The sequence below is a fragment of the Congregibacter variabilis genome (assembly GCF_045689235.1).
Lineage (GTDB): Bacteria > Pseudomonadota > Gammaproteobacteria > Pseudomonadales > Halieaceae > Congregibacter > Congregibacter variabilis.
Genome location: NZ_CP136864.1, coordinates 284,675 through 299,257 on the forward strand (window position 1 = coordinate 284,675; position 14,583 = coordinate 299,257).

Annotated in this window: 17 protein-coding genes; 5 read left to right on the forward strand and 12 right to left on the reverse strand. The window is 51.9% G+C overall.

Annotated elements, in window-relative coordinates; all coding sequences use genetic code 11:
• Nucleotides 1-81 precede the first annotated feature (81 nt).
• The 5 genes from R0135_RS01260 to R0135_RS01280 all read right to left on the reverse strand — a co-directional run bounded on the left by R0135_RS01260 (nt 82) and on the right by R0135_RS01280 (nt 4,100).
• The gene (locus tag R0135_RS01260) at nt 82-789 is read right to left on the reverse strand and encodes a hypothetical protein (RefSeq protein ID WP_407348450.1); all 708 of its coding nucleotides are present in this window, start codon (nt 787-789) and stop codon (nt 82-84) included.
• A gap of 183 nt (nt 790-972) precedes the next feature.
• Nucleotides 973-1,515: a hypothetical protein gene (locus R0135_RS01265; protein WP_407348451.1), complete on the reverse strand. Its 543-nt coding sequence runs from the start codon at nt 1,513-1,515 to the stop codon at nt 973-975.
• A 228-nt stretch (nt 1,516-1,743) separates the two neighbouring features.
• Nucleotides 1,744-2,112: a hypothetical protein gene (locus tag R0135_RS01270; protein ID WP_407348452.1), complete on the reverse strand. Its 369-nt coding sequence runs from the start codon at nt 2,110-2,112 to the stop codon at nt 1,744-1,746.
• Nucleotides 2,113-2,428: 316 nt separating this feature from the next.
• Entirely contained in the window at nt 2,429-3,160 is a 732-nt protein-coding gene (locus tag R0135_RS01275; RefSeq protein WP_407348453.1) for a hypothetical protein, read from the reverse strand.
• Between the two features lie 313 nt (nt 3,161-3,473).
• A complete protein-coding gene (locus R0135_RS01280; RefSeq protein WP_407348454.1) occupies nt 3,474-4,100 on the reverse strand; it encodes an MSMEG_1061 family FMN-dependent PPOX-type flavoprotein in 627 nt (208 codons plus the stop codon).
• Nucleotides 4,101-4,484: 384 nt separating this feature from the next.
• On the opposite strand from R0135_RS01280, the gene R0135_RS01285 reads away from it, so the two are divergent.
• Entirely contained in the window at nt 4,485-4,961 is a 477-nt protein-coding gene (locus R0135_RS01285) for a hypothetical protein (protein WP_407348455.1), read from the forward strand.
• A gap of 329 nt (nt 4,962-5,290) precedes the next feature.
• On the opposite strand, the gene R0135_RS01290 is transcribed toward R0135_RS01285, so the two are convergent.
• The 6 genes from R0135_RS01290 to R0135_RS01315 all read right to left on the reverse strand — a co-directional run bounded on the left by R0135_RS01290 (nt 5,291) and on the right by R0135_RS01315 (nt 10,418).
• Nucleotides 5,291-6,097: a CPBP family intramembrane glutamic endopeptidase gene (locus R0135_RS01290; protein ID WP_407348456.1), complete on the reverse strand. Its 807-nt coding sequence runs from the start codon at nt 6,095-6,097 to the stop codon at nt 5,291-5,293.
• A 176-nt stretch (nt 6,098-6,273) separates the two neighbouring features.
• Nucleotides 6,274-6,642, reverse strand: a complete 369-nt coding sequence (locus R0135_RS01295; protein WP_407348457.1) for a hypothetical protein — start codon at nt 6,640-6,642, stop codon at nt 6,274-6,276.
• A gap of 116 nt (nt 6,643-6,758) precedes the next feature.
• On the reverse strand, nt 6,759-7,406 hold the full coding sequence (locus R0135_RS01300) for a methyltransferase family protein (RefSeq protein WP_407348458.1): 648 nt from the start codon (nt 7,404-7,406) through the stop codon (nt 6,759-6,761).
• A 260-nt stretch (nt 7,407-7,666) separates the two neighbouring features.
• Nucleotides 7,667-8,452 carry a hypothetical protein gene (locus R0135_RS01305; RefSeq protein ID WP_407348459.1) on the reverse strand — a complete coding sequence of 262 codons (786 nt, stop codon included), beginning with the start codon at nt 8,450-8,452 and terminating at the stop codon, nt 7,667-7,669.
• A 121-nt stretch (nt 8,453-8,573) separates the two neighbouring features.
• Entirely contained in the window at nt 8,574-9,059 is a 486-nt protein-coding gene (locus tag R0135_RS01310) for a hypothetical protein (protein ID WP_407348460.1), read from the reverse strand.
• Nucleotides 9,060-9,206: 147 nt separating this feature from the next.
• Nucleotides 9,207-10,418: an MFS transporter gene (locus R0135_RS01315; protein ID WP_407348461.1), complete on the reverse strand. Its 1,212-nt coding sequence runs from the start codon at nt 10,416-10,418 to the stop codon at nt 9,207-9,209.
• Nucleotides 10,419-10,754: 336 nt separating this feature from the next.
• Here R0135_RS01315 and R0135_RS01320 point away from each other — a divergent pair, with 336 nt between their 5' ends.
• The 4 genes from R0135_RS01320 to sstT all read left to right on the forward strand — a co-directional run bounded on the left by R0135_RS01320 (nt 10,755) and on the right by sstT (nt 13,777).
• Complete coding sequence (locus R0135_RS01320; protein ID WP_009022001.1) at nt 10,755-10,964, forward strand: cold-shock protein; 210 nt, start codon at nt 10,755-10,757, stop codon at nt 10,962-10,964.
• Nucleotides 10,965-11,064: 100 nt separating this feature from the next.
• The gene (locus R0135_RS01325) at nt 11,065-11,589 is read left to right on the forward strand and encodes a winged helix-turn-helix transcriptional regulator (protein WP_407348462.1); all 525 of its coding nucleotides are present in this window, start codon (nt 11,065-11,067) and stop codon (nt 11,587-11,589) included.
• A 68-nt stretch (nt 11,590-11,657) separates the two neighbouring features.
• The gene (locus R0135_RS01330) at nt 11,658-12,449 is read left to right on the forward strand and encodes a class II aldolase/adducin family protein (RefSeq protein ID WP_407348463.1); all 792 of its coding nucleotides are present in this window, start codon (nt 11,658-11,660) and stop codon (nt 12,447-12,449) included.
• 131 nt (nt 12,450-12,580) lie between these two features.
• On the forward strand, nt 12,581-13,777 hold the full coding sequence (sstT, locus tag R0135_RS01335) for a serine/threonine transporter SstT (RefSeq protein ID WP_407348464.1): 1,197 nt from the start codon (nt 12,581-12,583) through the stop codon (nt 13,775-13,777).
• Here the strand turns inward: sstT and R0135_RS01340 are convergent.
• On the reverse strand, nt 13,774-14,559 hold the full coding sequence (locus R0135_RS01340) for an ABC transporter substrate-binding protein (RefSeq protein WP_407348465.1): 786 nt from the start codon (nt 14,557-14,559) through the stop codon (nt 13,774-13,776). The two genes, sstT and R0135_RS01340, sit on opposite strands and share 4 nt — an antisense overlap.
• Between the last annotated feature and the right edge of the window lie 24 nt (nt 14,560-14,583).

Below are 14,583 nucleotides of genomic sequence, written 5' to 3' on the forward strand. Positions count from 1 at the left end.
GCCGCTTTGGGTCGCTAAGAGGCTCTCAAATAAACAGTCATCCAGGGACCGCTCATAGGCGAGAGCGGTCTCTGGTGAAGCTCAAAGCGCCTCTGACACGAGCTCTCGATTGACAAGCTTTAGCACCCTTTGCGCGCTGACCAACGAGCGTTGACTCCAGGTTGATCGCAGATTTTGGAGATTCAAGACGACTTGCAAATGAGCTTCTGTCTCTTTCAATGCTTCCCAATCGAAGGACACTACCTCTCTTGTCAAAGATGATGGTGGGTTATTAAACTGCACCGCACGCTCAATCACCCCTTTGCTGCTTAGCTCCCGCTGGTAGCGACTCAGCTGATTATCTGCATGCATTGCCCTTCTATATGAGTTCAATGCTTCACGAAGTTCTGGATTAGTAATTCTTGAAAGTGTTCCTGCTTCGGTCATTTCCTGATAGGCAAGTGAGTTGTCATATGGGGCCCATGCCTCGACCGCGCTGATCAGCGACCCGGTGCCGTCCTCATCAAGAGCAAATTTCGCATCGCTACGAATCGCGTTAATTAATTTGTGAGTAGACACCGGTTGCGCAGTCACCCTAGGCGTTATACGTTCGCCGAACTCGACGATTCGCTCAAAGTCAGTCTGCAAGCGAACTAGTAAAGCGGTGTCCCTCCGTTGTTCTGAGCGCTCGTCGTTCCAGTTTGCGACTTGAATACCAATGAACACACCAACGACAACAATGCCGAAGTCGATTACGACAGCAAACCAATTCTGATCTTTTACGTGTTTTGTCAGACTGCGGAGAATCATAGACTGCTTGGTCCTTATAGGCTTTTCGCTTGCTTTGATGGCAATTAGAGCACAGTCGGAGCGCCTCAAAGTAGGCGAAAGCGGTCATGCTGGTAACTTCCGCTCCCACCTCAAAGCGGCCGGTAAGTGGAGGCTAGATCGGGTGATTTCTAGGGCCGCTTTCGGGCCAGAGGCGGTTGCTGACTACCCCGTGAAGCGTGCAAGAAATATCCATGCGACGTTAACGAGGCAGAACCACAAAGAACAGAGCCGATCGAACATGGCGTTACGCAAGAAAATGCCTAGGCCTGCTAAAACGATAAACAGCAGCATCATTGGCAAGTAGAACCATGGCGCCAGCTCTCCATCGCGCAGTAGCATAACCAATGGTTCTACCGCGCTGTAGAGGGCAAACACAGCATAGAATCGAACCCGAATCTGCTCGAACGGGGGCATCTGTGATGCGCCCAGTGGGCTGAGAATTACTGCTTTGACGTAGAATAGCGATACGTAAAAGCATAAGAGCAGGAACTCAGCCACCGTCCATGTCTCGTAAGACTGCCAGCGAAAAGTCGACCACCAGACCGTTATTAGAAGGACGGTAGTGCTGGCCGAGAATGCCACGTGAGTAGTGTCTATCTTGCCTTCGGAATTTTTCGGGGGGCGCGTCAGACCAGACATAAGCTGAGCCAACGCAAGACCCGCGATGATAGAAATCAGAACGAAGATAAACTCAAATTGAGACACGGATAGTTTGTTATGCTCTTCAGGCGTAATCGCCAAATTCTAGTGTATCTGAAATTTTCGCGATTCGTTGGCTTGGGGTCGTTAGCTGCCGTTTAATCCCGGCCAGTCCAAACTTCCGCTCGTAGGCGAAAGCGGTCGTCTGACGATGTCGCTTGACACCACAAAGCAGTCCCTTGCGCAGCCCAAGATTTAACAGAATCGGCGGCCGCAATCGGTGGAAAGTGATCATTACTCAGTTCGGGGATGCCTGACGTCCCACATGAACTTTGGGCTGCCAAGAATTCCGCAGATCAGTAGGACGATCGTCGTATAGATAACTGGAAAACTAGCGGCAGACTTGCGGGATGCGTTTAGCGCTTTCATTTCGTCTGCAAAAACCACCACATGTATGCCTGTGCCGTACGCTCCAAGCGCGAAAAGGCTAGTGAGGACCAAGAATCCAGCACTTATGAATGCCGTTTGAACCGTAGTCAACTTGGAGCCTGCTATGTACGCGGTAACCAAGTAAGCTGTAAGCGCCGTGAAGTAGAGTGAAAGCCAGCCCATGAACAGGCCTTGGTACATCGCCAAACTCTCAATCAACGCTGCTTCAGTCATTACCATGCATTCCTATAATGAAGTAAGCGTCGAGGATAAAGCCAAGTGAGTAAAGGTTCTAGCTCGTGCGAAGCCTTGAGAGGAGCCAAACGAATTGTCGTCCAGTGCATACGAATCAGAGGCAAGGCGATCATGGCTAAAAAGTTTCCGGAAAGGTCTCAAAGTAGTTGGCAGCGGTCATACTGTTAACTTCCGCTAACACCTCCAACGAGACAGTCTGATGCAAATGGTTTGGGGGCGATATGGACTTTCCAGGCTCGGACCACGTGGTGTTCGGTACCCTGATTCCCGGTGGCGATTTACCGGCACTGTGAGGTCATAGATTGGCGTAACTAATTGCCACAGAATTGAACCACTCTGTCCGTGCGATCACATCTGTTGTAAGTAGCGTGACGCCGTAGTAGGCCAACAGCACAGGAAAAGGCCAGCGTAATCGTTGATACCACCATTCGCCTGCTACAAGCGCCGCACAGAGCACAATGAGAGTGACGACGGATGCATAGAGGGCGACGTCGAAATTAGGCACAAAACTGGGCGTTCCATAAATATAAGTTCTCTCTAACGCAGCTTCCAGAGGAATGATTGCGGTGCAGGCCATCAACCGCAAGTGAAGCGCAATATCGCGCTTCCGTGCAGCTTTGATCGCCAGCCAAAGGAACACGCAAAACAACGCCAGAGCAGTCATATCGATGTAGAAGAACTTAACCGCCGTTGACGGGACCCCGTCCACCATGCCGCCTCCCTTCAAGATCATGGTCTGGAGCACCTGCAACCCACTAATTACCAATACCGCGGCAAGAATGAGAGAGATGTAACCTACCGTGCGGTGATATTTTCGCCAACCGCTTTTGATCAACCATGCTTGGATAATCGCCAGCAACATCCAAGCTATCGCGCTGATTCCATGAATAATAATGTGCGTTTCTATGTTGACTATTGCTGAAAAGAAACTAGGCCAGAACGACAGAAATGTGATCGCGAAGATTGCAGTGAACCAGATCCACCATTGCTGCGACCAGCGAGGCAGGGCTCTGAGAGTGGTTGCCATGAAATTCCTCCTTCCAGCGCATCGACTACAGTTTGTAACACGAGTAATGGATGGATAAACACCCTCACTTCCATTAATCGACAAAAAACCACTGCCAAACGCCAGCTTACTTTGGAAACTCACTGCGAGCGTAAAGTGGAGCCAGTGGCTACGGCGCGCTGCGACTTACCGGCGGCAGTGGGCTTGCAGCCGTCTGGCCCAACCGCTGAGCATGAGCCGGACTTTTCTCACCTGCAGCATCTACCTCAAGGCGGTCATTCGAATGACCCATAAGTTCTGAACCTTCAAGGCCGTAAAATCGGGGTGGCGCGCCCTAGTACAGTCGCACCTTCTCGTCATTTACGACAATGTCGTGCATCTCGTTCTCGGTCAGTTCGAGCTTTCCTGCATCAACCATGGTCTGGGCAAGACGAGGTAGCCCGTTTAAATCAGGCCAGTGGTCTGTCTCCCATAGCTTCGAACGAATCATACATTTGGAGCAGTGGAAAAAAGCCTCCTGCACAGTAACAACAATTGCGAAGTCCGGACTCTTTCCTCCCACGGCCATGGATTGAAGCAGAGCCGCATCCTTAACAACCTCGGCTTTGCCACTAACGCGCAACGTCTCTGTCTTCCCTGGAATCAGGAATATCAAGCCAACATTGGGATTTTGCAGAATATTTTCTATCGTGTCGGCTCTCCTGTTTCCCAGTCTGTCAGGAATCACGAGAGTGTTCTCGTCAAGAATTTTTATGAAGCCAATCGGATCGCCCTTGGGTGACACATCAGTATGGCCATCGGCGTCAGCGGAAGCTATTAACAAGAACGGGGCTTTGCCAATGAATACGCCGCAATGTCGATCTAGTGCAGAAAGCGACTTTCGAGTCACCAAGTCACTGGGCTCGCCCATGATTGAGCGAAATTGCTCTCTTGTCGAAATAACATCATTAAAACGAGCCACGGTTTTTCTCCCGAAAGTATTTGTAACCAAGCCTATCATTTGTTTGGAGTCGGCCATGCGAAAGGGCGTTCGTAGGCGAAAGCGGCCCCTGGCGATGTCGCCTAGCACCTCTATGTGGACCTTCTGTTACATCGCGATTAAGCGGTCTGGACGGCTGAAGTCGGCCGACGAAGAGACGTTCGCTGGCTCTACATTTATCTAGATTCTGATGTCTATTTAGATCGTGCCCCACCGGTCGGTTTTGTCCGGGAACCTCGCGCCTAGCTTCAGCCTGCAAATAGCTGATAACGTTAGTAAATGAAAATTAAACATAGATAAGGATACCCTGGAGATCTCGATACAGGGTCCATATGTACAGGTGTTAGACGGAAGGAGTAGATCATCATGGATTGGGAGGCAATAGGAGCCATTGGAGAGATCATCGGAGCTATTGCAGTGGTTGCTACACTCGCATATCTCGCGAAACAACAAAAGCAGGCAAACCGAGTTGCGAACGCGAATTTCCAGATGGGTATCCTGAATCGTGCGTCTTTAAATCAGGATGTGACGCTAAGCTCAGAAAAGGCAGCGGAGTTCCTTGTAGAAATGCGAAAGACTCCGTATGAGCAGCTAAACGAATTACAGATGGTTCAACTAGAGGCATATGCCTACCGTAAGATGAACCTCTACGCATCAGTACAGGCTTCTCATGACCAAGGACTAATTCCCGAATTAATGATTAAAATCTATGTCGCGGACTTAGAAAATGAGCTGTCTAGATACCCTGCACTTACTACAGTCCTTTTTGATCTGCTTAAGAGTTATCCAGGTATTCTAGAGTGGCAGGTGTACAAGCCTCTCAGCGAGTCAGACGACGCCTAACGAGTGCATTCGCTGGACGACTGATAGCTGTTACTCGCTTCACTTCCTATTCCGGTCCACCCCTGTCAATCGCCAGTCATAGAGTGGTGTTAGGCGCAGAATCGTAGAACTTCGCCAATGTCTCTGGCCTGCTAGAGTTCATAGGCAACGAACAGAAGGGATGCTATGACGCCAAGAAAGCCTATTGCCTGCGCCCATCTCCCTTCGGCACTACCTTGCACGACGTTCTAGCCCCGAGTTACGCTCTTTGGATAGTGGGGATTTCGGGTATAAGTCTCAACGCTTACGATAGTGCCGGATAAGTCGATTCCGTTCGCGCTGACTCATAGTTATCGAGTCATGACTGCTGGCATTGGCGAGCTACGACTCCGAGACAGCATTAACGCCGTGGCCGACATCGCTGCCAGAACCACGAAGACTTGGAACGGTATTGGAGATCCAGTCTCATTCGGCACAACCAAGATCATGTTGAAGCTAGCATTGGCGCTAGTATGGAAAACAATAGCTACGAATACACTACCGCTCCGCTCGTATAGCCATCCCATAATCACGGCACCACTCACCACCCAGGCGCAAAACCAGAAAAACGAAACGCCCTCCACAACTCCTGTATTGAAGATATAACCCGGCACGTGCCACATCGCCCAAATAACTCCTACGATCACGGACGCAGTTGGTAACGAAAAGTGTTCTCTCATCCGAGGCTGCAAATAGCCTCGCCATCCTAGTTCCTCGCCGATGCTGATCAATGGGACGAAAACCATTTGTGGAATTGATAGAGCGGCGAAGGGGGGCCAGGACAGGCCCGGAAGTACAAACGGGGCAACTTGCTGCGTGATAAGTAAGAGAATTGGAACTGTAAACAAAGCGACGAGGTAAACCTGCAGCGGAGATTTTACTCGGACATACTGCTCTAGTAGTGCTTTCAAACTCGCATTTTTTTCAGCCGCGACGAAAGCAATCGCAAACATGGCAGGGCCGAAGAGACCAATGAGCACAGCCGCCTCCGGCAAGACGCTGAGCTCTACGCCGTACAGGACTGCTGTCATCAGCCCCGTGGTCGACAGCAGAAACGGCAATGCAACCGCACTTGCAGACGAGACCCTATACCACCAGCTCATATCTGAAAAAGCCATGCCGCCTCCCAGTCTGCGCGAACAAACAGAAGACTAGCGTAGCCCAGGCATCATGTTTCCCCATTGCGACCAAAAGGCCGATTCCTGCGTCGAGACGAAGTAATGCTACCTGTCGAGTGTCCTTTCTGGGTCGAAAGTAGGTTGAGGGCTTTTTCGGCGCAAACATTTCACATCAGTTATTCAGGCTCTGAATGCCGGATACTCCACATAAAGTAGAGTGATCCCACTACCATGCTGGCGCAAGCAAGCACTGTTAACTCTCCGCGTAAAGTTAGATCGACCATCACCTTGCCAAATTCAGCGGTCTGCGCTTTTGTAAACCAGTGAGTTATGTTGGCCCAATAATCGTGCATGTTGTAAAGCAGGCCGCAGGCGACGACCACGTAAATCGCGTTAAATATTACAATTTGACTGCGAGTCACTTTGGCTCCAATGACATACGCTGCGATCAGATACCCTGATAGCACAGTAAGGAATGTTTGCTCCTCAGTCTGTAACCCATGGTTCATTTCCATCGCGATTTGGTAGAGATCGGCCTCGTTCATCGCTCACCATCCTTGTTGAATAAATACAAAACAAGGATAGCCCGAAGTCTGCGCCGAAGCGAAACCAGGCACTCCAGTAACTTCCATCAACACCCCACGACGCTCTATTGAAACTCTCAGTAAATCGCAGGAATCAAGCGATACCGGACACGTTGCGTATAGTCTGGATAGTCAGGTAACTCAGCCTGTAAAGTCCGGTCCTCAAGTGCAGTTCTAATTACCGTGATGATTGATGCCACCGTCGCAGGAATTAGCGCCCATATTGAGCCCAGTGCAAGAACCACACCGAACAGCCCAAGAATATTCCCGGCATAACCCGGGTGCCTCACGAGCTCATAAGGACCGCTATCACAGACCACATGTCCTCGATCCACCTGAATGGACACAACGCTGTAAAAAAAACGATTTTCTATCAATGCCCATGCGGCGAAAGCATACCCAAGTGAGGTCAAAACAAAGCCCATCAAGGTAAGCCATAGCGGAAACTCAGGGGACCAGTTGAAGCGATGGTCCAACCCAGCTACCAGGACCATAGGATATCCAATACTCAGTGCCATCATGGGAGCGAGCGCTTTATCCCAGGCCTTTGCGCTTTGGAGGATTTCAGTATTTTGTCTTTCAGCGGTTAATCCGGGATGTCGCCGTTCAGCCCACATGCGCCCACCAATGCCAACGGCCAAGATCAACACGCCATATAACCAGGCCTGCCACCAGCCGATGTCCCCACCGCATATAAGTAAGATCAGTGGAATTAGAAGATACACGAAGACTAATTTGATCCATTGTCCAAGAGAGACTGCTGGAGCCCCTTCTTTATTACTAGTCTTCTCTGGCAAGTGATTCTCCGGATAGCACGAATCGAGTTCGTGCCTGACAGCTCAAACAATGGATGGTGTGGGCAAGTCAATCATAACTGTGGTCGTCGCAAAATACGGGTTTGCCACGAGGTAGTAGCGGTTTTTCGGATAACTTCGCTCCCACCTCGTTGCGCACGTTCGCGCAGCGCTAAAGACCTATGCGGCCGCTATCGGCCAAGCGCCGACATAGGTGGCGTTCGTTTCTTTGAGTGCTGCCCGATAACGATAGGAGCCGCCCGCGTGGCAGCCGAGGCAACGACGGTGAGATCGGCGTTGGGCGTCGTCGGCGCAGACCAGAAATAGACCAATGCAGACAGGCCGAGCCAAGTTGTGAACATGAGTAAATAAGGCCAGCGGTGTAGCCAAAGTCTTGCCGCCAACAAAGTGGTCGCCGCGGTCCCAGCCAGGGCGATCAAGACCGACATTGCCGCATATGTGCCAGTCCCTGTGAGCGCCGTCTGAATGGCAATGCTGGCCCATTGTGCCGGCAGGAGCGCTAGAAACCATTGCGGCAGCGCGCCCGGCCAAACCGAGGCGAGGAGCAGAACAGATCCCTCGCCCGCGACGACAAATAAGGCCATCAACCATCCTCTGTGAGATAAGGTTTTCGCAAACAAAGCGCCTCGCGCGGCGAAACTGCCGCTGGCGATGACCAAGGCCAATGTGGTTGAGACAGGGTGCGGTAGTGCTGGCATGCCTAGAGCAAGTGCCAACATTAGTAAGCACGCTGCATTCATCAATGCCAAAGCGACGCCGATCCAAAAATGTCCGACAGTTGCAGTTGCAATGATACCAATGCCCATAAGGCCTAAGGTGAATATTGGGCCGCTCGCCAAAGCCAGAGGTGAGGATGTTGCTAAAAGCACCAGCATAGCCAGAACCGGGATTGCGACGCCGGCCAGCACCGCGGTGGACCACGCTGGGGCCGGCCAAGTAACAGATCTGCTAGACATCAAAATCCTCATGGCAAAGATCCTGACTGAAGCGCCTGGTAATGTCGACCGCTTCTGTGAGCCTATCAGCGGACCGCGCACTCAAAGGAAAGGCAAATTGCCTGGTTCAGGATCGGCCGGATCAGGGAGTGAAATCGACCTTAAGTACTTCTGTATCGATCCAGTGCGTGAACGCTGGGAGTAATGTGCCATCAGCGCGGTGGTCCCGGTACATGTCTAACGCGATCGGATTATTCAAATAAGCCTGAACCAGGTTTGCTCTTGTTGCCCAGAATTCCGGTCCAAGACGCCCCTCTTGGTTTAGAACAAAAGCCTCTTGAACGTCATACAGGACGACTTTCAGCACATAGCTATATTGCACCCGTTCTGCCTTGGTCAGCGGCGCCTTGTCCGACACTTTTGCCATGGTTTGCGCAAGCTCGAGATTAGTGGCGAAGCTTTTGGTAGCCTCGTGGGCCCTCCCGATAAGTTGATTCCTGCTGGCTGCCTTTATCTCAATTGTGTTCTCTCGTACTTGAAATCCCACGAACAGCAGGGAAACGATCACAGCTACTCCCCCCACTATTTCCGCCACATGTGCCCATTCAGCAAGACCAAATCTTTTCATCAATATAGGCTCCATCTCTACAAGCTATCGAGATCATCGTTGACCGTTATCTGTATCACCCGTAAACCACGCGCCGCAGTGACAGCGGCTACGGGTCGAGGCAATCGGAAGCTTGATCCTACCCGAAAGCGATCGCCTGAGGTGCTGCTACGCCTTGGCCCCGACACCCCATATTGGGAAGCCGCGGGTTTCGTCTCCTGCTTGTGGTTTGTCCGGTATCAAGCCACAGATAAGCAGAGACGCTAAGGCGATTCCCGAGCCCACCAGGAAAACCGCTGTCGGCGACGTGAGCCACAAAATCCCAAGCAGCGCAGGTATGACTACCGCAGCAATGTGATTAATAGTGAAGCTGACACTCGATGTCGCAGCGATGTCTTTCGGATCTGCGATTTTCTGGAAGTAGGTATTAATGGCGATAGATAACGCAAAGAACAGGTGATCGACGATGTACAGTCCGGCGGCCATAGTTGCATTTTCTACAAACGCATAGCTGGTAAATACGACAACGAGACCAAGGTACTCAATACGAAGCGCCTTGCGCTCGCCTGCCTTTCCTACCCAGGCGCCAATGCGTGGAGCGAAGAACAGGTTAAAAACGTAGTTCGCAAGATAAAGAAGGCTGATATCGGCCGCCGAATAGCCAAACTTTTCTACCATCATGAACCCCGCAAACACCATGAATATCTGTCGGCGAGCCCCACTTAGGAAAGTCAGTGCGTAGTACAGCCAGTAACGACGACGAATAATCAGTTTCTTGTGCTGCTCTACGCCGTCAGGATAGTTGGGGAACACTGTCCACAGGGTTAGGGTGATCAAAACCCCCATAGCCCCCGCCAGCAGGTACATACCTTTGAAGTCCACGCCAAACCACTTCATGAGCAGCCAAATGCTGCTGTAGGCCAGCAGCGCGCCAGCCGCCTTGACCGCCATGGCGCGGCCCATGAAATGCGCTGCCTCATCTTTAGCTATCCACTGCAAAGTGAGGGATTTGTTAATCGTTTCGAAATAGTGGAAACCCAGTGACATCACCACAGTGGTGGCATACAAGCCATAGGTCGTGGGGAAGTAGGGCGTTAAAGCCACCCCAATGGACATCACTAATAGTGACGCCAGAGCAAAGCGTTGTTCGCGCACGATCAAAAGCACGAAGACGGCGCTGAATGCGAGAAATCCTGGCACTTCTCGCAGGCTTTGCAGCATGCCGATCTCAGCTCCGCTAAAGGCGGCGCGCTCGACCACAAAATTATTCAGAAGAGCCTGCCAGACCGAAAAAGTCAGCGGCATGATGAAAGCGGCCACAAGCAGAAAGTTTTGCTGGGACAAGGTCGAGGCTCGACGACGAGAAGCTGTTTGTGGCACGGGGGAGAGTCCGCAAGAACCAAAGAGGATAAAGTCTAAGGTAAGGAACGCGCGCAGCCTAGTTTCGGGCTATGTGAATGTCACCTCGTCACGTTAAAATGACGGGATACGCACCGCCGTGTGTTTTTTACGGCAGCAGATTTTCATTGACTTAATGGTAGGCGAGCTGTACGGTGCTCCCAGCTAAAAGTAAGTCTCGTGTTTAAGCTCTTCATTACGTGTTCTCTAAGTAGTTCGTCGTCCTGTAAGTTCTAAATTTCAGTCTTTTTTGCGGCTATATTTATAGATGCCTCACGAGAGGCGTCTTTTATTATTTTTTTACAGGAAAATGACGTTATGTCCGAAACAGTTACCGGTACCGTGAAGTGGTTTAATGAGTCTAAGGGCTTCGGCTTTATCGAGCAGAAGAGCGGCCCAGATGTATTCGCACACTTCAGCGCGATCACTGGCTCTGGATTCAAGACTCTGGCCGAAGGCCAAGCAGTAGAGTTCACTATTACACAGGGCCAAAAAGGTCCTCAAGCCGAGAACATTGTCGCCGTTTAAAGCGCAGAGTTTTCGGAAAGGCAAGCCAGTAATGGCTTGCCTTTTTTTATGCCTGCGAGAAAATTCAGCCGAGAACTCACGGCCTTTTGGGGAGTAAACAATGCGTTGGGATGACATAGATCTTCAGGTCTGTTCCGTGGCGCGGGCACTGTCTGTCGTAGGCGAGCGTTGGACTCTGCTTATCTTGCGTGACGCGTTTTTTGGTACACGGCGTTTTGATCAGTTTCAGTCAAACCTTGGAATAACCCGTCATCGCTTGTCGGAACGTTTGAGCAAGCTGGTTGACCAAGGCGTTTTGACGCGCGTCCAATACAGCCAAAAGCCGCCGCGGCACGAGTATCGTTTAACGCGCAAAGGTCTGGGCTTGTATCCGGTACTCATGATGCTGGGTCGCTGGGGTGACGAATGGATGGACCGTGGCGATGGTGCTCCAGTCGAGTACTTCCATCAAAGTTGCGGCAAAAAGACCTTGCCGGTAATGACCTGCAGCGAATGCCACGAGGATTTACGTCCACAGCATGTTACACCCATGGTTGGCCCGGCGCTGGCGACTCATGTCAAAGGCGTGCGCGTGGGCGAGACCTCGCTGCCGGCCTTTCCACACCTGGAGCGTGAAGGCAGTTAGAGAATTTTGCGCAGTCTTGCGCTAGCATTAAGCAAATAACGATCTCTCAACATTGAAGGAGAAAAACAATGGGTGAAGCAGCCGCAGACCTGGTGATGAACCAGGGCGACACAGTCACGATGAATACCGTACTAGAAGATGTTGCCGCAGAGCGTTTAAAGCGCAAGCAGCGACTGGCAGCTTCGCTGCGCATATTTGGTAAATTCGGCTTTGATGAGGGGGTGGCGGGGCATATTACTGTGCGGGACCCCGAGCATACGGATCACTTTTGGGTGAACCCTATGGGCCGCTCTTTCAAGCAAATGCGTGTAAGCGACCTTCTGAAAGTTGATCACGCCGGAAACGTTGTAGAAGGCGAGGGACTGCTCAACGGCGCCGCGTTCGCCATCCATTCTCGAATCCACATGAATCATCCAGAAATCACTGCAGCCGCGCATTCACACTCCGTGTACGGCAAGTCATGGTCGAGTCTGGGTCGTAAGTTGGATCCGCTGACACAGGACTCCTGTGCTTTTTATGACAGCCACGCCGTGTTTGAAGACTTCACGGGGGTAGTACTTGATGTCTCCGAGGGTGATCGTATTGCCAATGCCCTGGGCGACAATAAGGCCGTGATTTTGCAAAACCATGGGCTGCTAACCGTTGGTGAGAGTGTCGATGAGGCTTGCTGGTGGTTTGTTACTATGGAGCGCAGCTGTCAGGCACAGCTTATGGCCGAAGCGGCCGGCACACCTAAGCCGATTCCCCACGATGTGGCGGCGAGTACAGCAGAGCAGGTGGGTTCACATCTGGCCGGATGGTTTAGCTTTCAGCCCCTTTATGATGTGATCGTTGCGGAGCAGCCGGATCTGCTCGACTAAAACCTGGCGCATTGTCCTCAAGGCGATGTTCATAGAAGCCCGGCCAAGCGCCGGGCTTTTTCATTGTGTAGGGCGCATAAAGTTTTTATCTGTCGCGTACAATGCGTCTGTTTTCTAACAGGGGTGTGATTGTGGCTCTTTCAGACATCGGGCTTGTCCCGCGTATTGTCATTGGTGTTATCGCAGGCGCGGCAATGGGTATGTTTTGGCCCAGTATGGCTGTTGATCTTGGTCTGCTTGGTCAACTGTTTGTGGCCATGCTCAAGGCCGTAGCGCCACTGCTGGTGATGTTGCTTGTGATGTCGGCTATCGCGAACCGGCACGAGAAACCGGCTGATTCCCGACGAATACTGATTACGCTCATTCTATATTTTGTCGGCACTATGACAGCGGCTCTGGTGGCCTTGCTGCTGTCGACCGCGTTCCCCCAGACTCTGACCCTCACCGGTGCTGCCGACGGTGCGCCGCCGGCTGCTGTGGGTAATGTGCTGCGCGATGTGTTGTTCAAGCTCGTCGACAACCCCATTAATGCGCTGCTCACTGGCAACTTTCTGGGGTGTTTGAGCTGGGCTATTTTACTGGGACTAAGTTTTCGCCGGGCCTCAGAAACGTTTCGTCAGAACCTGCAAACTCTGGCGGATGGTGTCGCCGACGTTGTTCGCTATGTCATTGCTTTAGCGCCTATCGGAATTTTTGGTTTAGTTTGCTTCACGGTGGCCACCATCGGTGTCGAGGTGCTGGCAGATTATGTGGGTGTGGCGGGACTTTTGGTTGCTGCGATGCTGATCGTCGCGCTCTTGGTCAATCCACTTTACGTCTGGCTGTTGACGAGGAAAAACCCTTATCCAGTAGTGTTTCGTTGTTTGGAAGAGTCTGGGGTAACCGCATTCTTTACGCGCAGCTCAGCGGCCAATATTCCGGTCAATTTGGCGCTGGCGAAGCGTTTGGGGATTAGTGAGGAGCTTTACTCGGTCACGATTCCGGTAGGGGCAACGGTAAATATGGCCGGTGCTGCGATCACTATTACAACGCTTTCGGTGGCCGCCGCACATACCCTTGGTGTCGAAGTGTCGTTTGCTCAGGCCCTAATGCTGTGCATTGTCTCGTCATTGGCTGCCTGCGGTGCCTCGGGTGTGCCTTCGGGTAGTTTACTGTTAATACCATTAGCCTGTGGATTGTTCGGCATCCCTCTGGACATCGCCATGCAGGTGGTTGCAGTAGGCTTCATTATCAGTGTGATTCAAGACTCGGCAGAAACAGCGCTCAATTCGAGCACGGATGTGGTGTACACCTATGCCGCGGAACATGCACGCATCGGCGATAGCTAGTCGTTGAGGTCCCTGCGACTGGCGCTCACGCGCTCACAGATGATTTGCATGCCTTGAAGCAAACGCAGGGTGGGGCGGTGGAGCAAGTCAGGGTTAATCACTACAACGTTGTCGCTTTGTATGGCGTGAAGTTGCGGGTAACTATTCCAGTGCAGCGACTGCTGTTGGTTTTCTACGATGATCAGCTCTGGATCATCCGCCAGTACACGCTCCATACTCACTAACGGGGCGAGCCCGATGATGGAGTCAGTGATGCTTCTTCCTCCGCATCGTTCAATGACCTCATTAAGCAGGTGATCTTTACCAATACTTTGTAATGGTTGATTCCAGAGCTGCAAAAATACCTTCGGACGCTCCGCTTTGCCCTCCGTTCGGGCGTTGGCGGTTACCTGGGCGATCGATGATTGCAGCTCTGCCGTGATTTGTTCTGCTTGGGATATGCGGCCCGTCAATTTGCCCAGCGCCTGGAGGCTGCGCTTCAGGTCTGCAAGCGAGCGAACCTCATCAATAAAATAGGGAAGCCCGAGTCGCTCAATACCTGAGCGTAAACCGGGGGGTGTTCCTGATCCCCACAGAATGACGAGGTCAGGCTGCAAGGCGACAATTTTTTCAAGGCTCATTGATCCTACACCGCCGACTCGCGGGATTTCTCGCGCTGGCTCGGGGTAGTCGCTGTATTGCACGGCTCCCACGATGCTGCTCTGGGCGTCAATGCTGTAGAGGTTTTCGACGATGTGCGGAGCCAGGGCAATGACGCGCTGTGCAGGCTTGTGCAGACTCACAACACGGCCCTCCGCGTCCCTGGC